Raw genomic sequence first — 26,086 nt, 5'->3', positions numbered from 1 at the left:
TATAAAGGTCGTGATGAAAATCACGGCCTTTTTGATGCGACCTTTCAAGCAGATAGGTGTTTCCTGAGCCTTTGGGCGGTTCGCTTAGCGGGCAAGCCTGTGTTGCGTCACAAATTCAGGTACATCTCGCCGTATACCATTTCCTGCTCGCGGAATTGACCCGCATGGCGTGCCAATAAGCCAGGTGGCGGCTCCATACCGATCTCATATGTGACAAGTTCACATATCGCGTGCCGTTGGCTACTTCGGCGCACCATTCACGGATGGGCCTGCTGCCGTCGGTCGCTGCATCTGGACTGCCCCTGCGAGTAGCGGCGCCTACGTGGCGATGAATTCCATGACCAGCCGCACTCGCCTGGTTTGTACGTTTCCCCATGCGTGAGGAGCCAGAGCGTTCCCAACATGCGCAAGTGGTGCGCCGATGCACAGCCGCTGTCGAGGAATCGCCCATCCCGCTCGGTTGCCCTCCATCCCATTTGACTGCGAATGGGCGCGATGCTTGTCGGCCCTGGACGAACCCGACATTTTCTGGCGCACCCACGAGAAGCTCCTTGCGGATCTTGCCAAGGTCGCAACCGAACGCAACATCTCACGCATCAGATAACCAGCCGCCACTATCTCAGTCCTGATTGAAGGAATAACCTCATGAATATTGACCTTAAGGGCCGTAAGGCCGTTGTAACCGGCTCCACGGCGGGCATTGGTCGCGCCATTGCCGAAGGGCTGGCGCGCGCGGGCGCTTCGGTCGTGATCAACGGCCGCGGCGAGGAACGTGTCGCCGCGGCGCTTCGCGAGATTCGCGTGCTTTTCCCAAACTCCGATCTGACGGGCGTCGCCGCTGATCTGGAAACGGCAGAAGGGGCCGGAGCCTTGTTCGCGCAGGCGCCGGATGCCGATATCCTCGTCAACAATGTGGGTACGGCGCGCCCGAAGTCGTTCTTCGAGCTTACCGATGACGACTGGCTGAGCCTCTTCCAGCTCAACGTCATGAGCGGCGTTCGCGCCGCGCGCCACTATCTGCCGAAGATGATGGAGCGGGGTTGGGGACGGGTCGTATTCATCAGCAGCGAGTCCGCCCTCAACATCCCGAAAGAGATGATTGACTACGGCACGACCAAGACCGCGCAACTCGCCATTTCGAGGGGCCTTGCGGAAGCGGTCGCCGGAACCGGCGTGACGGTCAACGCGGTCCTTCCCGGCCCGACGAGATCCGAAATCCTGTCCAACATGATGAGCGAGTTGGCCCGTGCGCAGGGCATCAGCCAGGAAGAAGCGGAGCAAGTCTTCCTGAGGACGATGCGCCCGACAACGCTGATCAATCGATTGTCGACCACCGAAGAAGTGGCAAACATGGTCGTCTATGTCTGCTCGGAGCAAGCTTCGGCGACAAGTGGCGCCGGTCTGCGCGTCGACGGCGGCGTCGTTCGGTCGATCGTCTAACCCGCCCCGACTAGCATCGTCGTGGCTCTCTTCACGGTCGAAAAGCGCGTCCTGCGGCGCGCTTTTGACGGTTTCAGGCCGGAGGGTCGCTCAGTTCCGCGACGGCGCCGTGGTCATTTCAGGCCAAACAGCTCCACCGCGTTGTTGCGGAAGATAGCGGAGCGCTCGGCCGGTGTCAGTGGCACCTTGAAGGCAAAACGCGGATCGTCGAAATCCCAGTGCGGATAGTCGGTCGAGAACATCAGCCGGTCGGTGCCGATCCAGCGCAGGATATCGAGGAGATGCCGGTTGTTCTCCGGCTCCTCGATCGGCTGCGTGGTGTACCAGAAATTCTCGCGCACATATTCGGACGGCTTGCGCTTCACATGCGGAACCTCGTCGCGCATGCGCTTCCATTCCCGGTCGAGCCGCCAGACGAGTGATGGCAGCCAGGAGAACCCGCCTTCGACGAGCACTATCTTCAGCTTCGGGAATTGTTCGAATACGCCTTCGAGGATCATGCTGGAGAGCACGGTCTGCAGGCTGTTGGAGGCTGCGTAGTGCTCCTCCAGATAAAACGAACTCCAGCCGGACGGCGTATTCGGGCGGTAGCCGAAGGCGCTGGTATGCAGCCCGATCGGCAGGCCGTAGTGTTCGGCCGCCTCGTAGATCGGCCAGTAGCGGCGGCGGCCGCAGGGTTCCAGCGTGCGCGGCGGCATGGCGATCTGCACGAAACGGCGGTCGGTGACGCGCCGGTCGATCTCGGCAACCGCTTCCCTCGCGTCTTCCTGGGGGATGCAGATGGACGCCTTCAGGCGCGGCTCGGGTCCGGCAAACTTGTCGACCTGCCAGTCGTTGAGGGCCGCACAAAGCGCTGCCCCGAGCTCCTGGTTGAAGGCGACGCTGCCGGCGGCGAGCGGCTGAAGGATGCCGTAGTCGATATTGCACTGGTCGAGCAGTTGCTCCTGCAGGAAGGCCAGGTCTGATGCCGGCGGCCCGCCGTTCGGCGGCCAGGAATCGCGGCGCATGCCGTTGCCCGGTGTCATGCGCGGATAGGGCAGCGTGCCAAGCAACGGGTTTGCCGTGCGCACCGCGAAATCCCGCACATGCGTTTTCCAGCGTTCGGGCAGGTAGTCGAGCAACTGGTCCGGCCGGGAGAAAGCCGGATGCACGTCGCAATCCACCACGCCCTGCATCTGGGATTTTTCGGAGCTACGTTCGAGTACGGGAGTTTCCATGGGGATCAGCCTCCAAATCTCGGATAGGTGGCGAGAACGTTGTCGCGAAGGATCTTGTTCACCTTGGCTTCCGGCAGGCCCTCGGGCAGCACGTCCAGCCCTTCGAAATGCCAATGCGGATAATCCGAGGAGAACAGCAGCATATCATCGCTGAGCAGATGGTCGAGCGTTTTGGCGACGTCCTCGACATCGTCCGGTCCATCGAAGGGCTGCGACGTCATGCGGATATGCCTGCGGATGATATCGGCCGGTGCGTCCTTGACCCACGGCACCTCGATGCGGGTGCCGCGCCAGTCCTTGCTCATGCGCCACATCAGCGCCGGCATCCAGGTCACGCCGGACTCGATCATCACGGCCTTCAGCTTCGGATATTTGACGAAGACGCCCTCGGAAATCAGGCTCGCGACCTGGGTTGCGAAGCCTTGCGGCTGAACCACATGGTCCTCGATCAGGAAGGAATGGAAGCCGCTATGGCTCGGCGCATGGCGGAAATTCGATCCCGCATGAATGCCGATCGGCAGGCCGTGTTTCTCCGCCGCCTCATAGATCGGCCAGTAAGTGCGGCGGCCGAGCGGCAGCTCGGTCATGGCGAGCGTCAGGACCTGCACGAAACGCTTGTCATCGGCGCGGCGCTCGATCTCCTCGACCGCGGCCTCGACGTTCTGGAACGGCACCAGAATCGACGCCCTGAGCCGGCTGTCGCGGCTGAGCCACTTGTCGGCAAGCCAGTCATTGGTGGCACGGCATATCGCGGCTGCGAGGTAGGGATCGAACAGGGCGTGAGCGCCGGACACCACGTTGAGGATGGCGCCTTCGAGGCCGAGCGGGTCGAGCAGGTTCTTCTGCATCTGCGCGAGCGGATCGCCGCTCCACGTCCAGTCGGGCCGCATATAGGGACGCGTTCGCTCGGGGTACCCCATCAGCTCCAGCACATCGACTTCGCGTGACGTCACGATCTCCTGCCAGTAGTCGTCGAGATAGGGAATGAGGTCGGCGCGACGCGGTGTGGGTGGATGGACGTCGCAATCGATCGCCCCGGCGGTTTCGAATCTGGCCATTTTCGTAAACGTCTCGCTCATCGTTGACATCTGTGCTGCTTTCCTGAGCCCGGCTCATGCCGCCTGCGCTCCCATCTTTTCCTCGCGGATGAAATCCGCCGCCTTTTCCGCGATCATCACGGTCGGGGCCTGGGTATTGCCGGAGACGATGGTGGGCATGATCGAGGCATCGACGACGCGCAGGCCGGCAAGGCCGTGCACCCTCAACCGATCATCCACCACCGCCATCCGGTCGCGCCCCATCTTGCAGGTGCCGACGGGGTGGAAGGTGGTGTTGAGGGTCCGGCGCGCATAATCGAGCATGTCGTCGTGGGACTGCACGGCTGCAGTCGGCGCAATCTCCTCGGGCTGGAAACGCGCCATGGCGGGGCTTGCGGCGATGCGCCGGACCGCGTCGATCGACCGTATCAGGATGTCGCGGTCGGCCTCCTCTTTCAGAAAATTGTGCAGGATGCGCGGCTGGGCGGAAGGGTCCCTGCCCCCAACATGGCAATGGCCGCGGCTTTCCGGCCGCAGGATACAGGCCGACGAGGTGATGCCGGGGAACGGATGCATGGCGCCGCCGAAACTCGGCGAGGTGGAGCCTGAGACGTGGATCTGGATTTCAGGCGCCGGCGCATCCGGCGTGGTCTTAATGAAAGCGCCGAGCAGGGTCGGCGATCCGCCGAGCGGCCCGCGTTTGGTCGCAAAATACTGCATGCCGAGCAGCATTCGGCCGAACCGCGTGCCGGCGCGGGTATTCAGCGTATGGGTATTGTGAAGACGATGTTGAACCCTGATGTGCCAGTGATCCTGCAGGTTTTCGCCGACACCCGGCAAGGCGTGAAGCACCTCTATTCCGGTAGATGCAAGCACGTCCGGCGCGCCGACGCCGGAGCGCTCGAGGATGGCCGGCGAGCTATAGGCTCCGGCCGACAGAATGACTTCCCTCCCCGCCTTCGCCTCGTGATTCTGGCCATCGAGGCTGAACACGACACCGCTCGCTCGCCTGCCCTCGAAGATGATCCTGTCAACGAGAGCGCCGGTGACGACTGTCAGGTTGCGGCGGTTGCGGACAGGTTCCAGAAATGCGCGGGCGGTGGAGTGGCGCACGCCGTTCTTGATGGTGGCAACAAAGAAGGCCACGCCTTCATTGTCGCCGGAATTGTAGTCGCCCGCAGCGGGAATACCCTGCTCGATCGCCGCACGGCGATAGGCCTCCAAGGCCTCCCAGCGCACATTGGGATCGGAAACCGCCCATTCGCCCTCGGTGCCGTGCGCCTCGGAATCAGCGCGATGGAACGCTTCGGAGCGCTTGAAATAGGGCAGCACGCTTTCCCAGGACCAGCCGCAATTGCCGAGCTGCGCCCATTGGTCGTAATCGTAGGCATGGCCGCGCACATAGATGAGGCCGTTGATCGCGGAACTGCCGCCGAGCATTTTTCCGCGCGGCAGCGCAAGCTGGCGTCCATCGAGATAGGGTTCGGGTTCGCCCTTGTAGAGCCAGTCATATTGGGGCTTGCCGATGAGATAGGCGAGGCCGAGCGGCATGTCGACGTAGAAGCCACGCCCCTCGCCGCCGCCCTCGATCATCAGCACCTCGACCGCCGGGTCCGCCGATAGCCGGTTGGCCAGAACGCAGCCTGCCGTGCCACCGCCCACGATGACGTAATCGTAGGTACGGGAATGCTCGAACGCACCCATGGTCTCTCCTCCACTTTCCGCAAGAGCTAGCCGCGCGCCCGGCGGTTACGGTGCCGAGACGGCACCGGAAAAGCAAAGGACACAACGGCCGCACAATCGCAGCCTCCCGTACAATCATGGCATACGAGCCGATTGGAAGGAAGTCATATTGCGGCAAAACCGAATGCAAAAGTATACATCGCAATGCTCCTGCTGTAGATCTACCCGCGGCAGGCTGCCGCAATTCGGAAAGAGGAAGCCGAACAGCGGGATCGATGTATGCACGCCTGCCGGAGTGAACACGAATTTATCTCGTCAATCTGTTTCATCGGGGAGGAGCCCAGAGATGAAAAAACAGCAGGACGGCGTGCCGTCGATCATCCATGACAGCAGGATCAACCGGAGAACGCTTCTGGCGTCTGGCGTAGCGCTGGGAGGCGCGATGCTGCTGCCCGGGCAGATGTTCGCTCAGGTATCACCGCCCAAACCGGGCGGCACCTTGCGCATTGCCATGCCGTTCAATCCGGCGGCTCTCGACCCGATGACAGGGCGCAATGTGCCGGATTTCAACGCGCTTTATGCGTTGTTCGACGCGCTGATCGCCTTCGATCCGGCGACGCTCGAGCTCAAGCCGATGCTCGCCAAGGACTGGACCTTCGCCGATCCGACGACGCTGGTGCTCAACTTGCTCGACGGCGTGAAATTCCATGACGGCACCCCGTTCAACGCCGAGGCCGTGAAGTTCAATTTCGATCGTTTCATCAACGATCCGCGCTCCAATGTGAAATCGGACCTGGTTTCGGTCGCGTCTGTGGCGGTCACCGGCCCGAGCCAAGTGACGCTCAAGCTGAAGCAGCCGAACTATTCGCTGCCGACCATCCTGACGGGCCGCGTCGGCTGCATCGTCTCGCCCGCCTCCATCAAGGCCGCCGCCGACAGCAATGTCGATCGCAATCCCGTCGGCACCGGGCCGTTCAGGTTCGCGGAGTGGCGCGACAACGACCTGATCCGTGTCGAGAAGAACCCGAATTACTGGCAGCCGGGCCTGCCCTATCTCGACGGCATCAACTTCCGCATCATCAACGAGCTGAACACCGCGGCCCGCACGGTGACCGCCGGCGAAACCGATCTTGCGCTCAACATGGCCGCGCAGCAGATCGCTACCGCCCGCCGGGTGCAGGACCTGACGGCTGAAGCCAATCCTTCGATGATCTTCTTCACCCTGATGATGAATTTCGCCAAGCCGCCGCTCAACGACCTCCGGGTTCGGCAGGCGATGAACTACGCCATCAATCGTGACGAACTGAACCAGGTCCTGATGCTTGGTCTCGGCGAGCCGACCTCGACCATGTTTCCCAAGGATTTCTGGGCGGTGGATGCCGACACGGCGCATCTTTACAAGCATGATCCGAACAAGGCGCGCAGCCTGCTGGCGGAGGCCGGGTATCCGAAGGGCTTGGAAGTCGAGACCTGGAGCTGGCCGGACCAGACATCGGTTCAGCGGCTCGAAGTGGTCGGCGAGCAGCTTTCGCAGGTCGGCATTCGCCTCAAGGTCACCCCCTCGCCTCCTCAGGTCGTAAACCAGGCCTTTTATATCGAAGGCAAAGGCGCGATGATCCTCAATCCGCAGGGCGGCTGGCTCGATCCCAGCCAAACCTACGAGCGGCTATTCGGCGCGACGGGTCAGTTCAACGCAGGCAAGGTGGAAGATCCGCAGTTCCGCAAGCTGCTCACCGCGACAGGCACATCGGCTGATGCCGGCGAACGCAAGAAGGCATTTGCCGCGCTCCAGCGTTTCGTCGTGGAACAGGCGCTGCACCTGCCGCTGGTCACCTCGGCCGCCATGTCGATCCGCAACAAGAAGGTCAAGGACTTCCGATACGACCGGCTGCACTCGCCGCGCTTCCACCGCGTCTGGCTCGACCAAACCGCGTGATCCGCAGCCAAGATGCGATAGACGCGACGAAACAGCCCGACCGCGAGGCCAGGCTGTTTCGCAGCTAAAACCAGGATTACCGGCGTTTGATGGTCGGGTCGAGGAGCACGCGGATCGACTCGCCGAGCGTGTTGAAGGCGAGCGCCGTGAACAGGATGGCGAAACCCGGCGCATACATCTGCTCGGGCGCCACCTCGACATAGTGGTAGGCGCGCGCCAGCATGCCGCCCCAGCTCGACTCGGGCGGCTGGACGCCGAGCGACAGGAAGCTCAATCCGGCTTCCGCCAGAAGCGCCACGGCCAGCATCAGGGTCACCTCGACGATCACAGGCTGTATCGCATTGGGCAGGATATGGCGCAGGATCAGGTGCAGGCGCGATGCGCCGAAACCGGTCGCTGCCTCGACATAAAGCGCGTTCTTCACCACCAGCGTCTGCGCCCGCATCGTCCGGGCAAGCACCGGCGCGAAGGCGAAACCGACGGCGATCATGGCATTGGTGAGACCGATGCCGAGCGCTCCTGTCACGGCGACGGCCAGCACGAGCGGCGGAAAGGCCAGCACGCCGTCGATGATCCGGCTGCCGACCTGGTCGACCCAGCCTCCGACAAAACCGATGAACACGCCAAGCGGCACGCCGATCGCCACGCCGATGCCGACGGCGAGGCTTGCAGCGTAGAGCGCATTGTAGGAACCGTATATCAGCCGGCTCAGCGTATCGCGGCCAAGGTCGTCGGTGCCGAGCCAGTGCGCGCCACTCGGCGGCGCCAGAAGGTCCATCAGGTTCTGCTTGTTCGGCGCATAGGGCACGATCAGTGGCGCGAAGATCGCCGCCAGGACTAGAACGGAGAGATAGGCAAGGCTGATCAGCGCACGTTTGTCGCCCCACAGCCAGGCCCAGAAGCGGAAGCGGACGGGAGGCGGAAGGGTCGTCCTGGCTGCCGGCGCGGCAGCGGTTTGGGTCATCGCGGTCATGTTCGTATCGGTCATGTGGAGGCCGCCACTCTGGGATCGAAAGTCGCGTTGAGCACGTCGACCAGGAGATTGGTGAGGATAACCACCAGCACAAGCACGAGCGCCACGCCCTGCACCACTGGGAAATCCTTGTTGAGCGCCGAATAGCTGATCAGGTTGCCGACACCGGGGATGGCGAAGACCGCCTCGATGATGACAGCGCTGGAGAACAGCCGGTTCACCTGCAGGCCAGCAATGGTCAGCATCGTCGCAGCCACGTTACGCAGCCCGTGTTTCCAAAGGATGGCGCCCGAACCGAGCCCCTTGGCGCGCAGCGTGCGGATATATTGCGAGCCGAGCACTTCGAGCAGCGCACTACGCACCTGCCTTGCCAGAACCGCGACCACGCCGGTGGAGAGCGCAATCGCCGGAAGGGTCGCGTAATAGAGCGACTCCAGCGGTTTTTCGAAGACGGATACGGCACCGGTCGCCGGGAACCAGCGATAACCGAGCGAGAACAGCGTCACCAGAATGATGCCGAGCCAGAAATTGGGCACCGCGACACCGAGCGAGGCGACGCTGGTGATGATCTTGTCGAGCGTGGTGCCTTGGCGCGTGGCTGCAAGAATGCCAAGCGGAATGCCGAGTGCCGCGCCCAGGACCAGCGCATAAAGAACCAGCAGGATCGTATGCGGCAGGCGCGAAAGGATCAGCCGCAGAACAGATTCGTTCGAGAACAGCGAATGACCGAGATCGCCCTGCAGGGCATTTCCCAGCCAGAAGAAATATTGCACCAGCATCGGCCGGTCGAAACCGTAGATATGGCGGATTTCCGCGATGCGTTCCGCCGTCGCATAGTCACCCGCGATCATCATGGCCGGGTCGCCGGGCATCATGTAGACGAGGGAAAACACCACGAAGGTGGCCACGATCATCACGGGCACCAGCTGCATCAGCCTTTGCGCAACCATCCCGGGGACGCCGTACATCATTGATACTCCGTCAATCCGCATTTGACGCCGGCCGTTTCAATGGCCCGCGAAAGGAACATCGGATACGCAGAACCACTGCCATCCGATGCGGGGGAGCGGCACTGGCGAACCCGCCCCGCTCCGGTTTCCGGGCGATCACCCGACGCGGTGGTCACATCGGGTAATCGCATCGTCTGGGCCTCAGGCTTCCATCCACACCTTGTGGAAGCGCGGGCGTTGCAGCAGGCTGAAATTGAAGCCGTGTACCTTCGGGGTACGTATGATGATGCCGGCGGACGAGAACTGCGGCAGGTGCAGCGCGTTCTCCAGCACGAAACGCTGCATCTTGAAGAGCACGTCCTTGCGCTTGGCGTTGTCGAACGTGTTCATCGACGCATCCATCAGTTCGCGATAACCCGGCAGTTCGATCTTGGCCGCGTTGCGATAGGCAGTCGCTGAGAACTGGCGATCGTAGGCCGTTGCCGGATCCGGAAGACCGCCGGTCGGGGTCATCAGCATCTGACCCTTTTTCTCGGTCAGGAAGTACTGCATCGTCTGCGCCGGTTGCGCCGGAGTGACCTTCAGCCGAATGCCGGCCTCGGCAAGCTGAGCGCCGAGGACTTCCTGACGCTGCACTGCCGCCTGATCGGCCCAGGTGAAGGTGGCGATCTCGATGCCATTTGCGAAACCGGCTGCCTTCAGCAGCGACTTGGCGCGGTCGAGGTCCAGCTTGTAGTAATTTTCGGTCGCAGGATCGTTGGCCCAGAAGCCTGACGGGAACATGCTGCAATGACCGCCACCGAGGCCGCCCCACAGGACCTGGTTGAGCACCGGCCGGTCGAGCGCCCAGTTCATGGCCTGCCGAACGCGAACGTCTTTCAACGGCCCCTCACCGTAATTCAGGAAGGCCGTGTAGTAGATCATCGACGGCGTCGCTTCGGCGACCAGCTTCGGGTCGCGCTTGGCTACGGCCATCTGCTGCGCGCTCATGTTGAGAACGATATCGGCTTCGCCGGCCGTCACGGTGCGGACAGCCGTATTGAACTCGTTGACGATGCGCATGTCGACACCGTCGAGATAGGGCTTGTCACCCCAGTAATTGGCGTTTTTCACGACCTTGATCAGGGTATTGTCCTGCCATTCGACGAACTTGAACGGCCCGGTGCCAACAGGCGCGCGGTCGACATTGCCGCCGGCAGCGGCCTTGACCGAAGCGGGCGACACGATGAGGCCGGCGCGGTCGGTCAGGATCGCAGGCAGCGTGGCGTCCGGGTATTTCAGCTTCAGCGAAACCTGATAGGCGCCGGTCGCCTCGACCTTGTCGACGACGGCAAGGTCCGATTTCACGTTCGAGCGATCGTAGGTGCTGCAGCGCTGCAGGTGGAAGACCACCGCCTCGGCATTGAACGGCGTGCCATCATGGAACTCGACGCCCTGGCGCAGTTCGAGAACCAGCGTCGTGGGGTCGGCGAATTTCCATGACGTCGCCAGCATCGGCTGCAGTTCGAGCGTCTGCGGATCAAAGCCGATCAGCGCGTCGAACATCAGCAGAAGAGCGTTGAAGTCGGGATTGTTGCGACCTGTCAGCGGATCGAGCGCGGCAGGGTTGAACGGCATCACGGCTCTCAGAGTGCCGCCGGATCTCGGTTGCGGGGCCTGAGCCCGCACCGTTGCCGGCAGCAGGGCCAAACCGCCGGCGGCGGCCGTTCCAGCCAACAGCGAGCGACGGCTAATATCCGGTATCTTTCCAAATAAATCTGTGGTCACGTCTTCTCCTCCATCATCCATGACCGGCCGTCTTCGGCCGCTATATCAGCGTCACATCATGTCAGCGCCCTGTGCGGCAGCGCCTTGGCGGGCGCCGTTCCTTTCCGCAGGATCAAGACTTCTCCTCTCCTTTTCGCCCAGCATCTCCTCGGCGAAATGGCAGGCGACATGCCGCCCGGGCAGCAATTCGCGCTGCTGGGGTTCCTGCGTGCGACAGATGTCGCGCATCCGCGGGCAGCGCGTGTGGAAACGGCAGCCGCTCGGCGGGGCGATCGCGCTCGGTATCTCGCCCTGCAGGATGATCCTCTGCCGGGCATCGGCGGCCGTCGGGTCGATCTCCGGTTCGGCCGAACGCAGCGCCTCCGTATAGGGATGCAGCGGCGTTTCAATCACGGCGTGCGCCGGGCCGACCTCGACGATCTTGCCGAAATACATGACGGCCACGCGGTCGCTGATATGACTGACCACCCTCAGATCATGGCTGATGAAGACGTAGGTGAGGCCTAACTGTTCCTGCAGACGGGCGAAAAGATTGAGCATGTCGGCCTGGATCGACACGTCGAGCGCCGCCACCACCTCGTCGCAGACGATCACGTTCGGATCCAGCATCAGCGCCCGGGCGATATTGGCACGCTGCTTCTGGCCGCCGGAAATCTCATGCGGATATCGGTTGGCCATTTCGGCCGACAGCGACACCCGGTCCAGCATCGCGAACGCCTTTTCGCGCCGCTCGGCCTTCGTCCCCTCGCCGGCTATGTACAAGGGCTCGCAGATGCTCTGAAGGATGGTCATGCGCGGATCGAAGGCCGCATTCGGATCCTGCGACACGATCTGATATTTGCGCCGGTGGCGGTTGAGTTCGCGGCGGGAAAACTCGAACGGATCGATACCGTCATGCAGAACGCCGCCGCCGCTTGGGCTGAGCAGGCCGACGAGACAGCGCCCCAGCGTCGATTTGCCGGAACCGGACTCGCCGATCACGCCAAAAATCTCGCCCCTGCGGACGCTGAAACTGACCCCGTCGACGGCACGGATCAGCGAGCCTCGCCGTGGATTGCCGAAGGTGACATGCAGATCGTCGACATCAAGCGCCGGCTGCTCGGAAGACGTGGCCAAACTCATGCTCCGACCCCTCTCAATGCGAGCTCTTCCCAGCGATTGCAGCGCACTTCCCTGCGATCGATATCCTCTATGCCCTCGTTCTCGATGCTCTGGGGCAGTTCACAGGGCTGCGTGGAATAGGAACAGCGCGGCCCGAAGCGACAGCCCTTCGGCATGTGACGCAGCGACGGAACTCGGCCGGCGATCGAAGGCAGTGTGCCGCGTGCGCGGTTGCTATCGGGGATCGAATGCAGGAGTCCGGCTGTATAAGGGTGGCGGGGACCGGCGATGACGTCTCTGACAGGACCACCCTCGACGACCTGCCCTGCATACATCGTGACCATCCGGTGGCAGCTTTGCGCGACCAGTCCGAGATTGTGGGTGATGAACATGATGGCCGTACCGGTACGGTCGGCGAGCCCTAGGAGCAGGTCCATGATCTGTGCCTGGATGGTCACATCGAGAGCCGTGGTCGGCTCGTCGGCGATGAGCAGACGCGGTTCGCAGACCAGCGCCATGGCGATCATCACCCGCTGGCGCATGCCGCCCGAAAGGTTCATCGGGTAGAGCGTGGCGACGTGGCGTGGCGATGCGATGCCGACCGAATCCAGCGCTGCGATGGCGCGCTCCGCTGCCTCCCGACGGCTGAGCTTGAAATGCCGCTGGAGCGTCTCTTCGATCTGGTAACCGACGGTGAATACGGGATCGAGCGCGCTCATCGGCTCCTGGAAAATCATGCTGATGTGCCGGCCGCGAATGCGATTCATCTGCGATTCGGAACAGGAGGCGAGGTTCTGGCCGCCGAACATGATCTTGCCGCCAAGGCGGGAATCGCGCGGCGGCAGGAGCCGGAGAATGGAGAGAGCGGTCATCGATTTGCCGCAGCCACTCTCGCCGACGACACCGAGAATTTCCTTCGGCTTCACCGAAAGCGAAACATTATTGAGGACTTCAACCCAACCCGATTGGTCACGCAGCGACAATGTCAGGCTCTGGATATCCAGAAGCGCGTCCTGGCTGGCCACCGTGGTCTCGGCAAGCTGCTGCATCCGGTTCCGATCCTCCCTATCGGCCGCTGCCCGCAAGATCAGTATCCGACATGCAGGCGGCGGCTGTGCATTCCCATCACCGCAGCGAAACCCCATCAGGGATACTGATACGTGACGCAGACTCCTCCCGAGAGCCTAGGCATGTATACATTACATGTGATGATGACGAAAGCCAGACTGAAAATTGCCGTCCTCCGGAAACCTGGCTTTCAGCTCAAGCTGGCGCGGATAGCCTCCCAGCTCGTCGCATCGGGCGCGAGCAGCAGCCGCCCCTGCGTCATCGCGGGCCGATAGGTCTCGCCGCTCAGGAGGCCGCTATGGCCGCCGGCTTCGCGGTGGATCAGTTCGCCGGCCGCATGATCCCAGGGTTTCATGTCGGCATTCAGCGAGAAGCTCATCGCGCCGGTCGCCACCATCCGGTATTCGAAGGCGGAGCACCGCCATGTGGTGGTGCGGCCGAAACGCAGGAGCCGCGGCGCGAATGCTTTCTGTTCTTCGGTCGAGAACATGTGCAGCGGCACGAACCCGCTCATTTCGCCGACCGGAGCCGGCACCGCAACGCTAAGGCGGGTGCGCGCGCCGTCATGAGCGATATGCCAAGCGCCGTCGCCCGGCCGGGCCACGAGAAAATCGCCGGTCAGCGGATAGTGGATCAGCCCCGCGACGGTTTCTCCGCCGGACACGATCGCCACGATCATGCCGAACAGCGGCACGCCATGGGCGAAATTCCAGGTGCCGTCGACGGGATCGATGATCGCCGCGAGTTCGGCATCCGCCAGGCGGTCGAGCAGCGCCGGATCGGCGGAGACAGCCTCCTCGCCGACGATCAGCGCTTCGGGAAAATGGGCAGAGAGTGCTGCGGAAAGCCGCCGTTCCGCACCCAGATCGGCATCGGTGACGATGTCGTCCGGAGCGGTCTTGGCGCGGATGCCATCTGCCGTTACGCCGAGGAAGCGGGGCAGAACCTCTGCCTCGCCAGCCTGGCGCATATCCTCCATCAGGGACAGGAGGACGACGTCGGAAATGATCGTCATGCTTGGCGTGCCTTTATGTAGGATTTCAATGCGGCGGGCTGGTCCGTCTGGATAACGCTGATGCCCGCGTCGATCAACCGGCCCCAGATCTGATCGGGGTCGGCGAGAGCCGCACTGTCCGTCCATTCGCCGCTGCCGGGCTGGTCGAGCGTGTTGACCCAGAGCGCCATGCCGGCCTTTGCGAAGGCCTCGCGGTGACACGCGATCGTCTCGAGGCTGTCGAAGCGGATTTCGCACATGAAGGGCGAGAGTTCGGCAAGCACCGCCAGCGCGTCGCCGGTGTTTTCGGCGGTGAAACGCGCCATGCCCATGAATGGCACGCCGTCGATCTTCTGGGCGCGCACCCATTCCACATCAGCCAGGCTGTAAACCTTCGTCTTGAGGTCGACATCGGCGGCCGCACCCATCTCGCGGGCGCAGGCGGCGACCTCGGAGAAAAGCCCGCGATCCTTGAGATCGAGATCGGCGAAGATGCGGCCGCGGATGATCTCCAGCGCCTGTCTCAGCGTCGGGATGCGCTGATCGCTCGCTGCGCGGCCTTCGCCGCCGTCGTCCTCGCGCAGCATGATCGCCTGCAGCTCCGCCATGGTGAAAGTCTCCGCATCGCGGTCGATGCCGGCCATACGTTCCAGCGTATCGTCGTGCATCAGGAAAAGCTCGCCGTCGGCGCTTTTGCGGACGTCCAGTTCGACGATGTCGCAGCCGAGCGCAATGGCGTTCTCGATGGCCGCCAGGCTGTTTTCAGGCGCACCGTGCCAGGCGCCGCGATGAGCAACGACGGCGCAGCGACGCGTTGGATCGGCGATGAAGTCTTTGTAGTTCATGAGGGTTTCTTTCATAGGGCGCCTTTAACGCCGGGCTTTCATTGGGCGCCAAAGGCACCGGGCATGGCCCGGCCTGTCGTTGCATCGAAGAGATGCAGTCGGGAGGTCGGGAAGTTCAGGAGAAGTTCGAGCCGGTCGGCAATCTCCGCGCCGAAGGGCGTCGCGATGCGGACGACGGAGCCGCCGAGATCGGCGGCCAGCACCGAATGGGAACCGAGATCCTCGCGGAACCGGAGCGCCGCCTTGACCGCATGGCCGTCCGCCTTGCCGTCGACGACGATATCCTCGGGCCGGATGCCGAGCTGGTAGGCGCCGGTCAGCGCTGCGTTCGCCACGACCTGCCCGTCGGCGAGCCTCAGCACCGACCCGTCTCCGGTGACGGGCAGGATATTCATCGGCGGGGCACCGATGAATTTCGCGACGAAGACCGAGGCCGGATGGTGATAGATCGCCTTCGGCGTATCGAACTGCTCGATCCGGCCCTTGTTGAGGATCAGGATGCGGTCGGCGAGCGTCATCGCCTCCACCTGGTCATGGGTGACAAACACGGTGGTAGCGCCGATGCGGCGGTGCAGATCGGCAAGCTCGACGCGCATGTCGTGGCGAAGCTGCGCATCGAGGTTGGACAGCGGTTCGTCGAACAGCAGCACGCCCGGTTCGCGCACTATGGCGCGGCCGATCGCGACGCGCTGGCGCTGGCCGCCGGAAAGCTGTCCCGGCTTGCGATGCAGATAATCGGCAAGACCGAGCATCTTGGCGACCGCCGTGACCCGCTCGGCGCGCTCCGCCTTCGCCATACCGGCAACCTTGAGGCTGTAGGCCATGTTCTCGAACACGCTCATATGCGGATAGAGCGCATAATTCTGGAACACCATGGCGCAGCCGCGGTGTTTCGGTTCGAGATCCTGAACCTCGCGGGCGCCGATCAAAATCTTCCCGCCGCTCACCCGTTCGAGCCCGGCGATCATCTGCAACAGGGTGGACTTGCCGCAGCCGGACGGACCAAGCACGACGGTGAATTCGCCGGCCTTGAGCTCGACATCCATCGGCGGGATGACCACCGTCTGGGCGTCATAGGCCTTGGTCAGGCCCTTGACCGTGATGCTCGCGGCGGCGGCGCGGATGGCTGTATCGATGGCGTTCATCGCTATTTCTCCGAAAGCACGAGGCCCTGCACCAGATACCGCTGTAGGAGCGCGATCATCAGGAGGGGCACGAGGGAAACGATCACGGCGCCCGCCATGATCATCGGAAAGTCGGGCACTTCGCCGTCCGAATCCGGCAGCAGGCGCGCCAGGCCGACGACGGCGGTCTGCATGTCCGGCGTCGAGGAGGCGACGAGCGGCCAGAGATACTGCGTCCAGCCGCTCAGGAAGGTCAGCACGAACAGCGCCGCAAAACTGGTGCGCGACAGCGGCAGCAGGATATCGAACATGAAGCGGACCGGTCCCGCGCCGTCCATGCGGGCAGCCTTGAACAGGTCGCCCGGCAGGGTGCGGAAGAACTGGCGGAACAGGAACGTGCCGGTGCCATGCGCGACAAGCGGCGCGACCAGGCCGAAATGGGTGTTCAGAACGCTCAGTTCGAGCTGCACCGGTTCGCCGAAGACCTGCGCAATCAGACCGTTGAGGCCGGTGACGTCGAGCAGCGCATTGATCGGCGAAAACACGTTCGACGCCACCTGATAGGTGGTGATGACGCGGATATCGACCGGCAGCATGATGGTGGCGAGGATCAAGGCAAACGCGACACCTGCCCAGCGGATGCGGAAATAGACGATCGCATAGGCCGAGAGGAAGGACAGGATGCAGGTCGCGATCGCCAGGCTGAACGCCACCACGAGGCTGTTGAGCATCTGGATCGGGATGCGCGTCTCAGTGAAGATGCGCGCAACATTGTTCAGGAACTGGTCGCCGGGATACCAGGCGAGCCCGTTTCGCAGCAGGAATTCGTAGGATTGCGATGCCGTCGTCAGCGTCAGATAGAGCGGGCCGAGGATGTAGAGCATGCCGACGAGCAGGATGAGGCTCGCGACGATGTTGAGGGAGCGGGCGTTCTCGATCATCGGTCAGCGCTCGTAGTTGATGCGCCGGCCGAGAAAGAGGAACTGGGCGGCGGTGAGAAGGATGACGAAGACCATCAGGATCGCAGTCTGGGTAGAGGCGCCGGACAGGTCGTAGCCGCTGAAGCCGTCCTTGTAGATCTTGTAGACGAGCAGCGTGGTCGCGCCGCCTGGACCGCCATGGGTGATGGTGTCGATCAGCGCGAAGGCCGAGGTGACGCTTTCGGTGAATTCCAGCACCAGCGTCAGGAAGAGCTGCGGCATGATCAGCGGCAATTGCACGTCGAAGATCCGCCGCCAGGGCCCCGCCCCGTCCATCGCCGCCGCCTGATGCATGGTACGGGGGATCGATTGCAGCCCGGCCAGAAGGATGACGAAATTGAACGGAATGCCGCCCCAGACATGCGCGGCGATCAGGGTGATGAAGGCATCCGTGCCGTCGATACCCGGTGCCCATATGCCCGGAAAGGCCTTGTTGAGCGGCGCCAGGATGCCGACGAACGGATTGAAGACAAAAGCGAAGACGACGCCGATTGAGGCGCCCGCCACACCCTTCGGCCAGACCAGCACGTTGCGGGCCGGCAGCGACAAGCGGATTTTCCGGTCGGCGGCGACCGCAAGGATCAGCGGTATCAGCACGGCGAGCGAGGATGCGGTCACCATGAAGACGATGGTGCGCCAGCCCGCCTGCCAGAACTCCCGATCCGAGAGGACGCGGGCAAAATTGTCGAGGCCCACGAATATCGAACCACCGCCGAACGGCTGCTCGAGAAAGAAGGACCAGTAGAAGGCCTGGAAGATCGGCACGTAGAAGAAGAGGACGATCAGCAGCATGAACGGCGCGACCAATAGGATCGGCAGCCAGCGGTTGCTGAAGAGGGTGGATTCGGAGGTCATGGGAAAGGCCCGCAGTGAGGGACCGGCACGGACGGGACTTGTGTCCCGCCCGCGCCGATCAAGCTTGGATCAAGGCAGCTTGACGCCCTTGTAGGTCTGCTCGAAGCGGCGCAGCAATTCGTCGCCACGCTTCTTGGCGTTGTCGAGCGAGACCTGCATGGTCTGCTGACCGCCATAGGCCTTCTGGGTCTCTTCCACGAAGATCTCGCGGAACTGCACGTAGAAGCCGAGGCGAATACCGCGGCTGTCGGCAGTCGGCGGCTGGTTCATCGACTCGATGCCAATGGCAGCGGTTGCATATTTCGCAGCCTTGGCGTCGCCGCTCTTGTTGATCGCGTCGAGCACGTCGTTGGTGACGGGGACGTAGCCGGTCGCGGCGGTAAACGCCATCTGCTGTTCCGGCTTGCGCAGGAAGTCGAGGAAGGCCTTGGCGCCATCGACTTGAGCCTGGTCATGGCCCTTCATCACGTAGATCGAAGCGCCGCCCACCAGCGTATTGTGGCGCTCGTAACCCTTGTACATCGGTGCCATGTTGACGGTAAGCTGGTATTTTCCGTCGAAGGCCTTGGTGGAGGCGGCGTAGGAGCCCGAGGAGCCTTCCATCATCGCACATTCGCCGGCGTTGAAGGCGGCGGTGTAATTGCCGGCCTTGGTATCAGCATTGAGCTTGACGAGGCCTTCCTTGCGCCAATCCACCAGGTTCTGGAGATGCTTGGCGACGAAGGTGGTGTTGAAGACGTATTCGGCGTCGAGGCCATCATAACCGTTATGCCTTGAAGCGATCGGCAGGCCGTGGCGGGCCGAGAACTGCTCCAGCACGCGCCAGGTATCGCCATCGGTGACGAACGGGCATGCATGGCCGGCAGCCTTCAGCTTGCGGGCCGCATCGATCACCTCTTCCCAGGTGGCCGGGGTCTGGGTGATGCCGGCCTTCTCGAGCTCGGTCTTGTTGGTGTAGAACAGCAGCGTCGAGGCATTGTAGGGCTGAGCGAACAGCTTGCCGCCGGACGTTTCGTAATAGGCGCGGGCGCCGGCGATGTAATTGTCCCATTTGACGTCGGGCAGGATTTCCTGGACCGGCACGACGGCGTTGGACAGCATCAGGTCGAGCGTGCCGGCGTCGAAGAACTGGATCAGCACCGGGTGGTTCTTGGCGCGATAAGCGGCAATCGCCTTCTGCATCGACACTTCGTAGCTGCCCTGGCCGACGCAGGTGACCTTGTGCTGGGTCTGTGCGGCATTGAAAGCATCGCACTGGGCCTTGATCGCGGTTTCGACCGGGCCCGTATTGCCGTACCAGAACTCGATATTGGCGGCCTGCGCGGAACACGCGCCCGCCATCAGGGCGGCAGCCGCCGCCAGAATGGAAATCTTCATCATTGCCCTCGCCTGTTGGGATGATCGGCCGAGTGGGATCGGCATCGGAACGCGGCATTACTACACTTTACGTGTAACAATTAAATGACGAGCTGAAACCCTTGCCGTGCAAGGCATTTCCATCTAAGCAAAGGAAAACGCGAGGTAGACGGCGACATACAACCGCAATTATTACACCTCGATGGTAATTGTTGGCGACGGAGGTGGATCAGTGGCCTATTTTCCCGAAGCTCTGATCCCGCCCCAATTCCTGCGCGCAGGTGAAAGTGGCGTCGTTTCGCCGAACGAGCGCAGCTTGCTCAAACTCATCTGGCGTCACCCCGGTCTCTCCCGCTCCGAAGTGACCGATCATACTGACCTCACCCAGCAATCGGTCTATCGGATCATCGACCAGCTGGCGGAACGCGGCATCGTCTTGCTCGGCTCTCCAAAACCTGGCGTCGGCCGCGGGCAGCCGAGCCCGACGATCCGCCTCAACGCCCGCTACGCCTATTCCTGCGGCATCTCGGTCAATACCGACGTTATCGGCATCTGCCTGATGGACCTTGCCGGCAATATCCTCTCCGAAAGCAGCGTGACGCTGCGCGAACACACGATGGCGCAGTCTCTCGATCTGGTCAGGACACGGCTCGTGGAGGCACAGAAGCTCAACGACCTGTCCCCGGAGGCTCTTTTCGGCATCGGCTTTGCAATAGCGGGCTATCATGTCGGAGGAACCCGCTACAACGCGCCCCTGCCGCTGCATGAATGGTCGCTGATCGAACTCGGTCCGCTGCTGGCGGAGTTTTTCGGCAAGCCGGTTTGGGTGCACAACGGCGCTAATACCGGTGCCATCGCCGAGTCGATGTTCGGTGCCGGCCGCTACGTCAAGCATTTCGCTTATCTCAGCTTCAACTACGGTTTCGGCGGCGGGCTGGTCAGCGACGGCGAATTGCTGCTGGGCGGCAATGGCAATGCCGGCGAGTTTTCAGGCATCTACAACCAAGAGGAAAACCAGCGGCGACCAGCGCTACAGCTGCTCATCGAGCGGCTTGTTCGCAATGGCGTCGATGTGCCCTCCATCACTTACATGCGCCGGCATTTCGACCCGCAATGGCCAGGTGTTGCCGAATGGGTGAACGAAATCACGCCGGCCTACAATCGCCTGGTCAATGCCATCTCGGCGATCTTCGATCCGCAGGCGATCGTCTTCGGCGGGCAGGTACCGCCGGACCTGGCGCAGATGATGATCGACCGGACGGAGATTTTCGGACGCCCTCGTTATGGCGTACCGCGCCCCAGTCCAAAACTGATCATTTCGGAGATCGCCAGCGACGCATCGGCGATGGGCGCTGCGATCACACCGTTCCACTCGACTTTCTACTGACGCACAGGCGGCCTGCTTACCTGTCGTGCGCCCGGATCACCGCCAGGAAGGCGTCGCCGTACCGCTCGAGCTTCGACTGTCCGACGCCGGAAATGCCGAGCAGCGCGTCGCGGCTCGTCGGGCGGGCGGTCGCAAAGGCGACCAGTGTCGTGTCCGGAAAGACGACATAGGGCGGCACCGAAAGCTCCTTGGCGATCCCCAGGCGCGCGACGCGCAGTGCCTCGAAGAGTTCTGCCTCGGCCCCTTCCAGCGTGGATCTTGCGTTTGCCGCACTTGGCGACGCGCTTCGCGATGCCTTGCCGGTCGTCGGGCGGTCCTTGCGGAAACGGACCTCGCGTTCGCGCTTGAAGACGGCGCGCGCGCCCTCTTCCAGTTTCAGCGCGCCGAACGCCTCATGATCGACACTGACGAAGCCGGCGGCGAGGAGCTGGCGATAGACCGATTGCCAGGTCTTCGACGGAATATCCTTGCCGACGCCGAAGACAGGCATGTCGGCATGGCCGAAGCGGGTGGTCTTCTCGTTGCGGTTTCCGAGCAGCACGTCGATCAGGTGGCCGGTGCCGAAACGCTCGCCAGTCCGGTAGATCGCCGCCAATGCCTTGATGGCGGCTTCAGTTCCATCCCAGGTTTCGACCGGCTTGAGGCAGGTGTCGCAGTTGCCGCACTCACCGCCATGCGCCTCGCCGAAATGAGCCAGGATCGCCTGTCTCCGGCAGCCGGGGGTTTCGCAGATGCCGAGCAGCGCATTGAGCTTGGCGCGCTCGACGCGCTTGATATCGTCGCCCGACGTGCCGCCGTCGATCATCCGGCCGCGCTGGATGACATCGGCCATGCCATAGGCCATCCAGACATCGGATGGCAGGCCGTCGCGGCCGGCGCGGCCGGTCTCCTGGTAATAGGCCTCGACCGAACCGGGCAGATCGAGATGGGCGACGTAGCGCACGTTCGGTTTGTCGATGCCCATGCCGAAGGCGACGGTCGCGACCAGGCAAAGGTCCTCTTCCTTGAGGAAAGCGTCCTGGTTAGCATCGCGCATGCTCCGGTCCATGCCGGCATGATAGGCGAGTGCTCGAATACCCTGCCCGTTCAGCCACTCTGCCGTATCCTCGACCTTGGCGCGCGACAGGCAATAGACGATGCCGCTCGACCCCTTGTGGCGGGACAGGAAACGCAGCAGCTGCTGGCGCGGCTGGTCTCGCTCGACGATTTCATAGGCGATGTTCGGTCGGTCGAAGGAGGTGGTGAACACCTCGGCCGAGCGCAGAGCGAGCTTGTCGATGATATCTTCGCGGGTATGCGGATCGGCGGTCGCCGTCAGCGCCATGCGCGGCACGCCCGGATAATATTCCGCCAGATGGCCGAGTTCGCGATATTCGGGACGGAAATCGTGACCCCATTGCGAGACGCAGTGCGCTTCGTCGATCGCAAACAATGCGATCCTCGCATTGCCGATCATCTCCTTGAAGGCCGGCGTGACGATGCGCTCGGGTGTCACATAGAGGAGATCAAGATCGCCATTGATGATCGCCCGGCGAACATCGACGAATTCTTCGCGCGTCAGCGAGGAATTGAGGGCGGCGGCCCGCACGCCGAGTTGCTTCAGCGCCTCCACCTGGTCGCGCATCAGCGCGATCAGCGGCGAAACGACGATGCCGACGCCATCGCGGCAGAGGGCGGGGATCTGGAAGCAGAGCGATTTGCCCGCGCCGGTCGGAAACAACACCACGGCATCGCCGCCCGATACGACCTGTTCGACGACCGCAGCCTGTTTGCCCCGGAATGACGAATAGCCGTAAACGCGCTTCAGCACGTCGAGCGGGTTTCTCGTGCCTTGTCTGTCAAACAGGGGATCGATGCGGTCTGGGGTCGGTGGCATGGAATCGCTTTCGTCGGAAGGACCGCACTATGGCACAGGTCCGGCGACCAGAGCGAGCACCGGCGGCGCTCGGCCGTGGGCGTCCCCACATGAATTGGGCGTGGCAATTCCCGACGCACCGGCAGCCCGTTTTGCTTGAAGCGTCTTTCGCGGACGTATAAGCCTCGTCTACCCGCTCCCTGACCCGTCACTGGCATCGATATTCCGCATGGCCGCAGACTCCGAACTGGATCAACCCGCCGACGACAAACCCGATCATGCCCGCGTGGCGATCAAGGTGGATATCGTCGTGATCGGAGCGGGTCAGGCGGGCCTGTCCTCGGCCTATCACCTGCGCAAGCTCGGCCTTGCGCCGGACAAGGATTTCGTGGTTTTGGACCAGTCTCCGGAGCCTGGCGGTGCCTGGCAGTTTCGCTGGCCTTCTTTGACCCTGGCCACTGCCAACCGCGTCCATGACCTCCCCGGAATGCGGTTCGAGGAGGTGGTCGATACGTCAGCCAATCTGGTTAAGGCGTCGGTCGCCGTGCCGCAATATTTTGCGGCCTACGAAGCCGCCTTCGATCTGCGCGTTCATCGTCCCGTCAAGGTAACGGTCGTCTGCCCGAGGGGAGATCGGTTGAGGGTCGAAACCGACAGCGGTGCCTTTTCGGCACGAGGCCTGATCAATGCCACCGGCACATGGGAATCGCCTTACATTCCCGACTATCCCGGTGCTGATCGTTTCCATGGACGGCAGCTCCACACGCGGGATTATCGCACTGCGGACGAATTTGCCGGCCTGCATGTCGTCGTGGTCGGCGGCGGGATTTCGGCGACCCAGTTGCTCGACGAGATCTCGCGCGTCACCTCGACCACCTGGGTGACGCGACGGGAACCGAAATTCCGCGACGAGCCGTTCACGCCGGAGGTGGGACGCGCCGCCGTGGCGCTCGTGGAAGATCGTGTCCGCCAAGGCCTTCCGCCGGGTTCGGTGGTTTCGGTGACCGGCCTGCCCGTCACGCCGACGATCGAGGCGGCGCGAGAACGGGGCGTGCTGAAAAGGCTGCCTATGTTTTCCGAGATTACCGAACATGCAATCCGCTGGCCGGATGGTTCCGAGCAAAGGGCTGATGTGATCCTCTGGTGCACGGGCTTTCGCAGTTCGCTCGATCATCTTGCCCCGCTACAACTGCGCGAGGCGGGTGGCGGCATCGTCATGACCGGTCGACTGGCGACGCAGGTCGCCAAGGACTCGCGCATTCACCTCGTCGGTTACGGCCCGTCCGCTTCGACGATCGGCGCGAACCGTGCAGGTGGCGCCGCAGCGCGGGAACTGACAAGCTTCCTCAGCGCTCCAGTCAATTCCTAAAGATGACTGTGTTCAACTTGCCCGCCGCACCAGCTTGCCCTCCTCCGCCTTGTAGAAATACTGGCTCGCCACCAACCAGCCCTTGAGCGGCCGGAGCGGCGGAATACAGGTCAGCAGCATGAAGGGCAATGTCACCAGCAGGTGAACCCACCAGGCTGGCTGGAACTGCACTTCCAGCCAGACGCCGAGAAGCACGCTCGGCACGCAAGCGAAGCAGATCACGAAAAAGGCGGGGCCGTCGGCGGGGTCGGCGAAGGAATAATCCAATCCGCAGGCCTCGCACTTCCGGCCAAGCGTTAGGAAGCCGTCGAACAGATGCCCCTGACCGCAGCGCGGGCAACGCCCACGGATGCCGGTCTGCATGGGAGGGAGAGGAGGCCATTCGTGATCCATGATCATCGTCCTTGGAAACAAAGCTATCAAATCGACTATTGATTGCAGTCATTTATATAGATTGATGCATTCAATACGTCGATTGGCCAGAATGCCGCAGGGCATTCCGGTCACGGATCGCGGGAAGAGGAGAGATCAGAAGAAGGAGCCGGCCATTTCGGGTGAGGTCTCCAGCGCGTGCCCCATGAATTCCAGAGCGGCCTTCAGCGCCGGCCGCTGGATGGGACCGCCGAGGCATACGCGCACCGCTTCAGGAGCCGGCCCGTCGACGGTGAAGGCATCGCTCGCCACGACACCGATCCCGGCGGAGCGCATGTGGCTGCCGAATGTCGAGCGGGTCCAGCCCTCGGTCAACGGCAGCCAGATGTTGAAGCCGAGCGGGTCGCCCCGATAGCTGCCCTTTGGCAATATGCCAGCGACCAGCGCCTGGCGGGCCGCCGCTTCGGCCCGGATAAACTGCAGCATGCTGTCGGCCGTGCCGTCCTCGATCCAGCGGGTGGCGAGCGCTGCCGACAACGGCGATGCCATGACGTTGTTGGCACGCATGGCACTGACGAACGGCCACGCCGCCTTGGTATCCGGGGCGACGACATAAGCGAGCCTGAGGCCGGCGCCGATACATTTCGAAAGCCCGCCAATATGCCAGGTCAGGTCCGGAGCCATCGCCGCGAGCGGCGCCGGAGCGTGGAGAGGGACAAAGCCATAGGCATCATCCTCGACGATCGGCACGCCGTATTTGCGTGCCACTGCGCAAATTTCCTCCCGACGCCGCTCCGGAATGGTCAGCGTCATCGGGTTTTGCAGGATCGGATTGAGATAAAGCGCCTTCGGCTTGTTCATCTCGCAGGCTTCCGCAAAGGCTGCCGGCAGAATGCCGTCTTCGTCCATCGGCAGGCCGACGAGGTTCAATCGCAGCTGGGCGGCTATCGACCGCATGCCCGGATAGGTGATGTTTTCCGACAGCACCGTCTCGCCCGGTTTTGCCAAGACACCGAAGATCGCCAACAGCGCCGGATGCGCCCCGGGAGTGATGAAAATGCGCTCCTGCGAGGGAACCAGGCCGCGCCGGCTGAGCCAAACCGCGGCGGCTTCCTTGTCCATGCCGGCACCGCCGAAACCCTGATACCGCAGCAAAGGCAGGAGATTGGTTGCGACTGCGGTGAGCCCTTCCCGCATTCGCGCGATCAGTTCCGGATCATCCGGCTCCGGCGGCATGTTCATCGAAAAATCGACGATCGAGGCCCGGCGCGGATCCGGCGCGGCCTCGGAAACGAAACCCCGGCGTTCCTTATCAGCGCCGCCGGTCACGAATGTGCCGCGTCCCACATGCGAGCTGACCAGCCCGCGCTTCTGGGCTTCCAGATAGCCGCGCGCCACGGTGGTGAAATCGACGTCGAGCACCTTTGCCAACTCGCGTTGCGGCGGCAAACGGTCGCCGACGACGAGGTTGCCGCTCCTCAGGTCCATCTCGATGACATCGGCGATCGCCATGTATCGCGGGGAGCGGCTGCGGGTCAGGTCAGGCTTCCAGGTCTTCATCCATGACGTCCGATAGTTAGTCCTGGATTGACGGTATATTGTTGCTCAGTGAGTCTGTCATCAGGAAAAACGGATATTGCGCCGCAACTTGAGGACCGGAGATATCTGCAGCATTCCATTTACGGTAGCTAGTTATCCTAGCTGCAATTTCTCCGTGCTTTCAGGCGAAATTTCCGAACCGCACATTGTCGACTGTCTTTGCCGGCGCCCTTCCGCT

General features: G+C 62.7%; 21 protein-coding genes. 4 read left to right on the top strand and 17 right to left on the bottom strand.

Translation table 11 applies throughout. The annotated features are described in order from the left end of the window. Nucleotides 1-645: 645 nt before the first annotated feature. Nucleotides 646-1,440, top strand: coding sequence for an SDR family NAD(P)-dependent oxidoreductase (locus ACZ9IU_RS09420; RefSeq protein ID WP_038542354.1), 795 nt, complete (start codon nt 646-648; stop codon nt 1,438-1,440). Between the two features lie 113 nt (nt 1,441-1,553). Here ACZ9IU_RS09420 and ACZ9IU_RS09415 read toward each other — a convergent pair whose 3' ends face one another. The 3 genes from ACZ9IU_RS09415 to ACZ9IU_RS09405 are packed head-to-tail and all read right to left on the bottom strand — an operon-like array spanning nt 1,554 to nt 5,398. Then, entirely contained in the window at nt 1,554-2,657 is a 1,104-nt protein-coding gene (locus ACZ9IU_RS09415; RefSeq protein ID WP_038542352.1) for an amidohydrolase family protein, read from the bottom strand. A gap of 5 nt (nt 2,658-2,662) precedes the next feature. Next, nucleotides 2,663-3,715 (bottom strand): amidohydrolase family protein, encoded by a 1,053-nt coding sequence (locus ACZ9IU_RS09410; protein ID WP_038549098.1) that lies wholly within the window; start codon nt 3,713-3,715, stop codon nt 2,663-2,665. Between the two features lie 54 nt (nt 3,716-3,769). After that, on the bottom strand, nt 3,770-5,398 hold the full coding sequence (locus ACZ9IU_RS09405) for a GMC family oxidoreductase (RefSeq protein WP_038542350.1): 1,629 nt from the start codon (nt 5,396-5,398) through the stop codon (nt 3,770-3,772). A 325-nt stretch (nt 5,399-5,723) separates the two neighbouring features. Between ACZ9IU_RS09405 and ACZ9IU_RS09400 the strand changes: the two genes are divergently transcribed. Continuing rightward, nucleotides 5,724-7,313, top strand: coding sequence for an ABC transporter substrate-binding protein (locus ACZ9IU_RS09400; protein WP_051899692.1), 1,590 nt, complete (start codon nt 5,724-5,726; stop codon nt 7,311-7,313). A 76-nt stretch (nt 7,314-7,389) separates the two neighbouring features. On the opposite strand, the gene ACZ9IU_RS09395 is transcribed toward ACZ9IU_RS09400, so the two are convergent. The 11 genes from ACZ9IU_RS09395 to ACZ9IU_RS09345 form a co-directional block, all read right to left on the bottom strand. After that, nucleotides 7,390-8,301: an ABC transporter permease gene (locus ACZ9IU_RS09395; protein ID WP_157885111.1), complete on the bottom strand. Its 912-nt coding sequence runs from the start codon at nt 8,299-8,301 to the stop codon at nt 7,390-7,392. Next, entirely contained in the window at nt 8,298-9,257 is a 960-nt protein-coding gene (locus tag ACZ9IU_RS09390; RefSeq protein WP_038542348.1) for an ABC transporter permease, read from the bottom strand. The genes ACZ9IU_RS09395 and ACZ9IU_RS09390 overlap by 4 nt, the downstream gene beginning before the upstream one ends. Before the next feature lie 180 nt (nt 9,258-9,437). Then, a complete protein-coding gene (locus tag ACZ9IU_RS09385) occupies nt 9,438-11,003 on the bottom strand; it encodes an ABC transporter substrate-binding protein (RefSeq protein ID WP_080719272.1) in 1,566 nt (521 codons plus the stop codon). A 51-nt stretch (nt 11,004-11,054) separates the two neighbouring features. Further along, the gene (locus tag ACZ9IU_RS09380; RefSeq protein WP_038542346.1) at nt 11,055-12,125 is read right to left on the bottom strand and encodes an ABC transporter ATP-binding protein; all 1,071 of its coding nucleotides are present in this window, start codon (nt 12,123-12,125) and stop codon (nt 11,055-11,057) included. After that, nucleotides 12,122-13,153: an ABC transporter ATP-binding protein gene (locus ACZ9IU_RS09375; protein WP_038542344.1), complete on the bottom strand. Its 1,032-nt coding sequence runs from the start codon at nt 13,151-13,153 to the stop codon at nt 12,122-12,124. Before ACZ9IU_RS09375 ends, ACZ9IU_RS09380 begins: the two co-directional genes overlap by 4 nt. 209 nt (nt 13,154-13,362) lie before the next feature. After that, nucleotides 13,363-14,187 carry an inositol monophosphatase family protein gene (locus ACZ9IU_RS09370; RefSeq protein ID WP_038542342.1) on the bottom strand — a complete coding sequence of 275 codons (825 nt, stop codon included), beginning with the start codon at nt 14,185-14,187 and terminating at the stop codon, nt 13,363-13,365. After that, nucleotides 14,184-15,011, bottom strand: coding sequence for a glycerophosphodiester phosphodiesterase family protein (locus ACZ9IU_RS09365; RefSeq protein ID WP_038542340.1), 828 nt, complete (start codon nt 15,009-15,011; stop codon nt 14,184-14,186). The genes ACZ9IU_RS09370 and ACZ9IU_RS09365 overlap by 4 nt, the downstream gene beginning before the upstream one ends. Before the next feature lie 38 nt (nt 15,012-15,049). Continuing rightward, nucleotides 15,050-16,156, bottom strand: a complete 1,107-nt coding sequence (locus tag ACZ9IU_RS09360; RefSeq protein ID WP_038542338.1) for an ABC transporter ATP-binding protein — start codon at nt 16,154-16,156, stop codon at nt 15,050-15,052. Nucleotides 16,157-16,158: 2 nt separating this feature from the next. After that, a complete protein-coding gene (locus ACZ9IU_RS09355) occupies nt 16,159-17,076 on the bottom strand; it encodes an ABC transporter permease subunit (protein WP_038542335.1) in 918 nt (305 codons plus the stop codon). 3 nt (nt 17,077-17,079) lie between these two features. Further along, nucleotides 17,080-17,970, bottom strand: coding sequence for a carbohydrate ABC transporter permease (locus tag ACZ9IU_RS09350; protein ID WP_038542333.1), 891 nt, complete (start codon nt 17,968-17,970; stop codon nt 17,080-17,082). 69 nt (nt 17,971-18,039) lie between these two features. Beyond that, on the bottom strand, nt 18,040-19,347 hold the full coding sequence (locus tag ACZ9IU_RS09345; RefSeq protein WP_038549089.1) for an extracellular solute-binding protein: 1,308 nt from the start codon (nt 19,345-19,347) through the stop codon (nt 18,040-18,042). A 211-nt stretch (nt 19,348-19,558) separates the two neighbouring features. Between ACZ9IU_RS09345 and ACZ9IU_RS09340 the strand changes: the two genes are divergently transcribed. Continuing rightward, complete coding sequence (locus ACZ9IU_RS09340) at nt 19,559-20,713, top strand: ROK family transcriptional regulator (RefSeq protein WP_038542331.1); 1,155 nt, start codon at nt 19,559-19,561, stop codon at nt 20,711-20,713. 16 nt (nt 20,714-20,729) lie between these two features. On the opposite strand, the gene recQ is transcribed toward ACZ9IU_RS09340, so the two are convergent. Further along, nucleotides 20,730-22,589, bottom strand: coding sequence for a DNA helicase RecQ (gene recQ / locus ACZ9IU_RS09335; RefSeq protein ID WP_038542329.1), 1,860 nt, complete (start codon nt 22,587-22,589; stop codon nt 20,730-20,732). Between the two features lie 208 nt (nt 22,590-22,797). Here recQ and ACZ9IU_RS09330 point away from each other — a divergent pair, with 208 nt between their 5' ends. Continuing rightward, nucleotides 22,798-23,937, top strand: a complete 1,140-nt coding sequence (locus tag ACZ9IU_RS09330; protein WP_080719145.1) for an NAD(P)-binding domain-containing protein — start codon at nt 22,798-22,800, stop codon at nt 23,935-23,937. A 12-nt stretch (nt 23,938-23,949) separates the two neighbouring features. On the opposite strand, the gene ACZ9IU_RS09325 is transcribed toward ACZ9IU_RS09330, so the two are convergent. Then, nucleotides 23,950-24,333: a DUF983 domain-containing protein gene (locus tag ACZ9IU_RS09325; RefSeq protein ID WP_051900076.1), complete on the bottom strand. Its 384-nt coding sequence runs from the start codon at nt 24,331-24,333 to the stop codon at nt 23,950-23,952. Between the two features lie 132 nt (nt 24,334-24,465). Then, entirely contained in the window at nt 24,466-25,869 is a 1,404-nt protein-coding gene (locus ACZ9IU_RS09320; protein WP_038542325.1) for an aminotransferase-like domain-containing protein, read from the bottom strand. Between the last annotated feature and the right edge of the window lie 217 nt (nt 25,870-26,086).

Source organism: Mesorhizobium sp. USDA 4132 (genome assembly GCF_056279545.1).
This window is presented reverse-complemented; position numbering and strand designations above follow the sequence as displayed.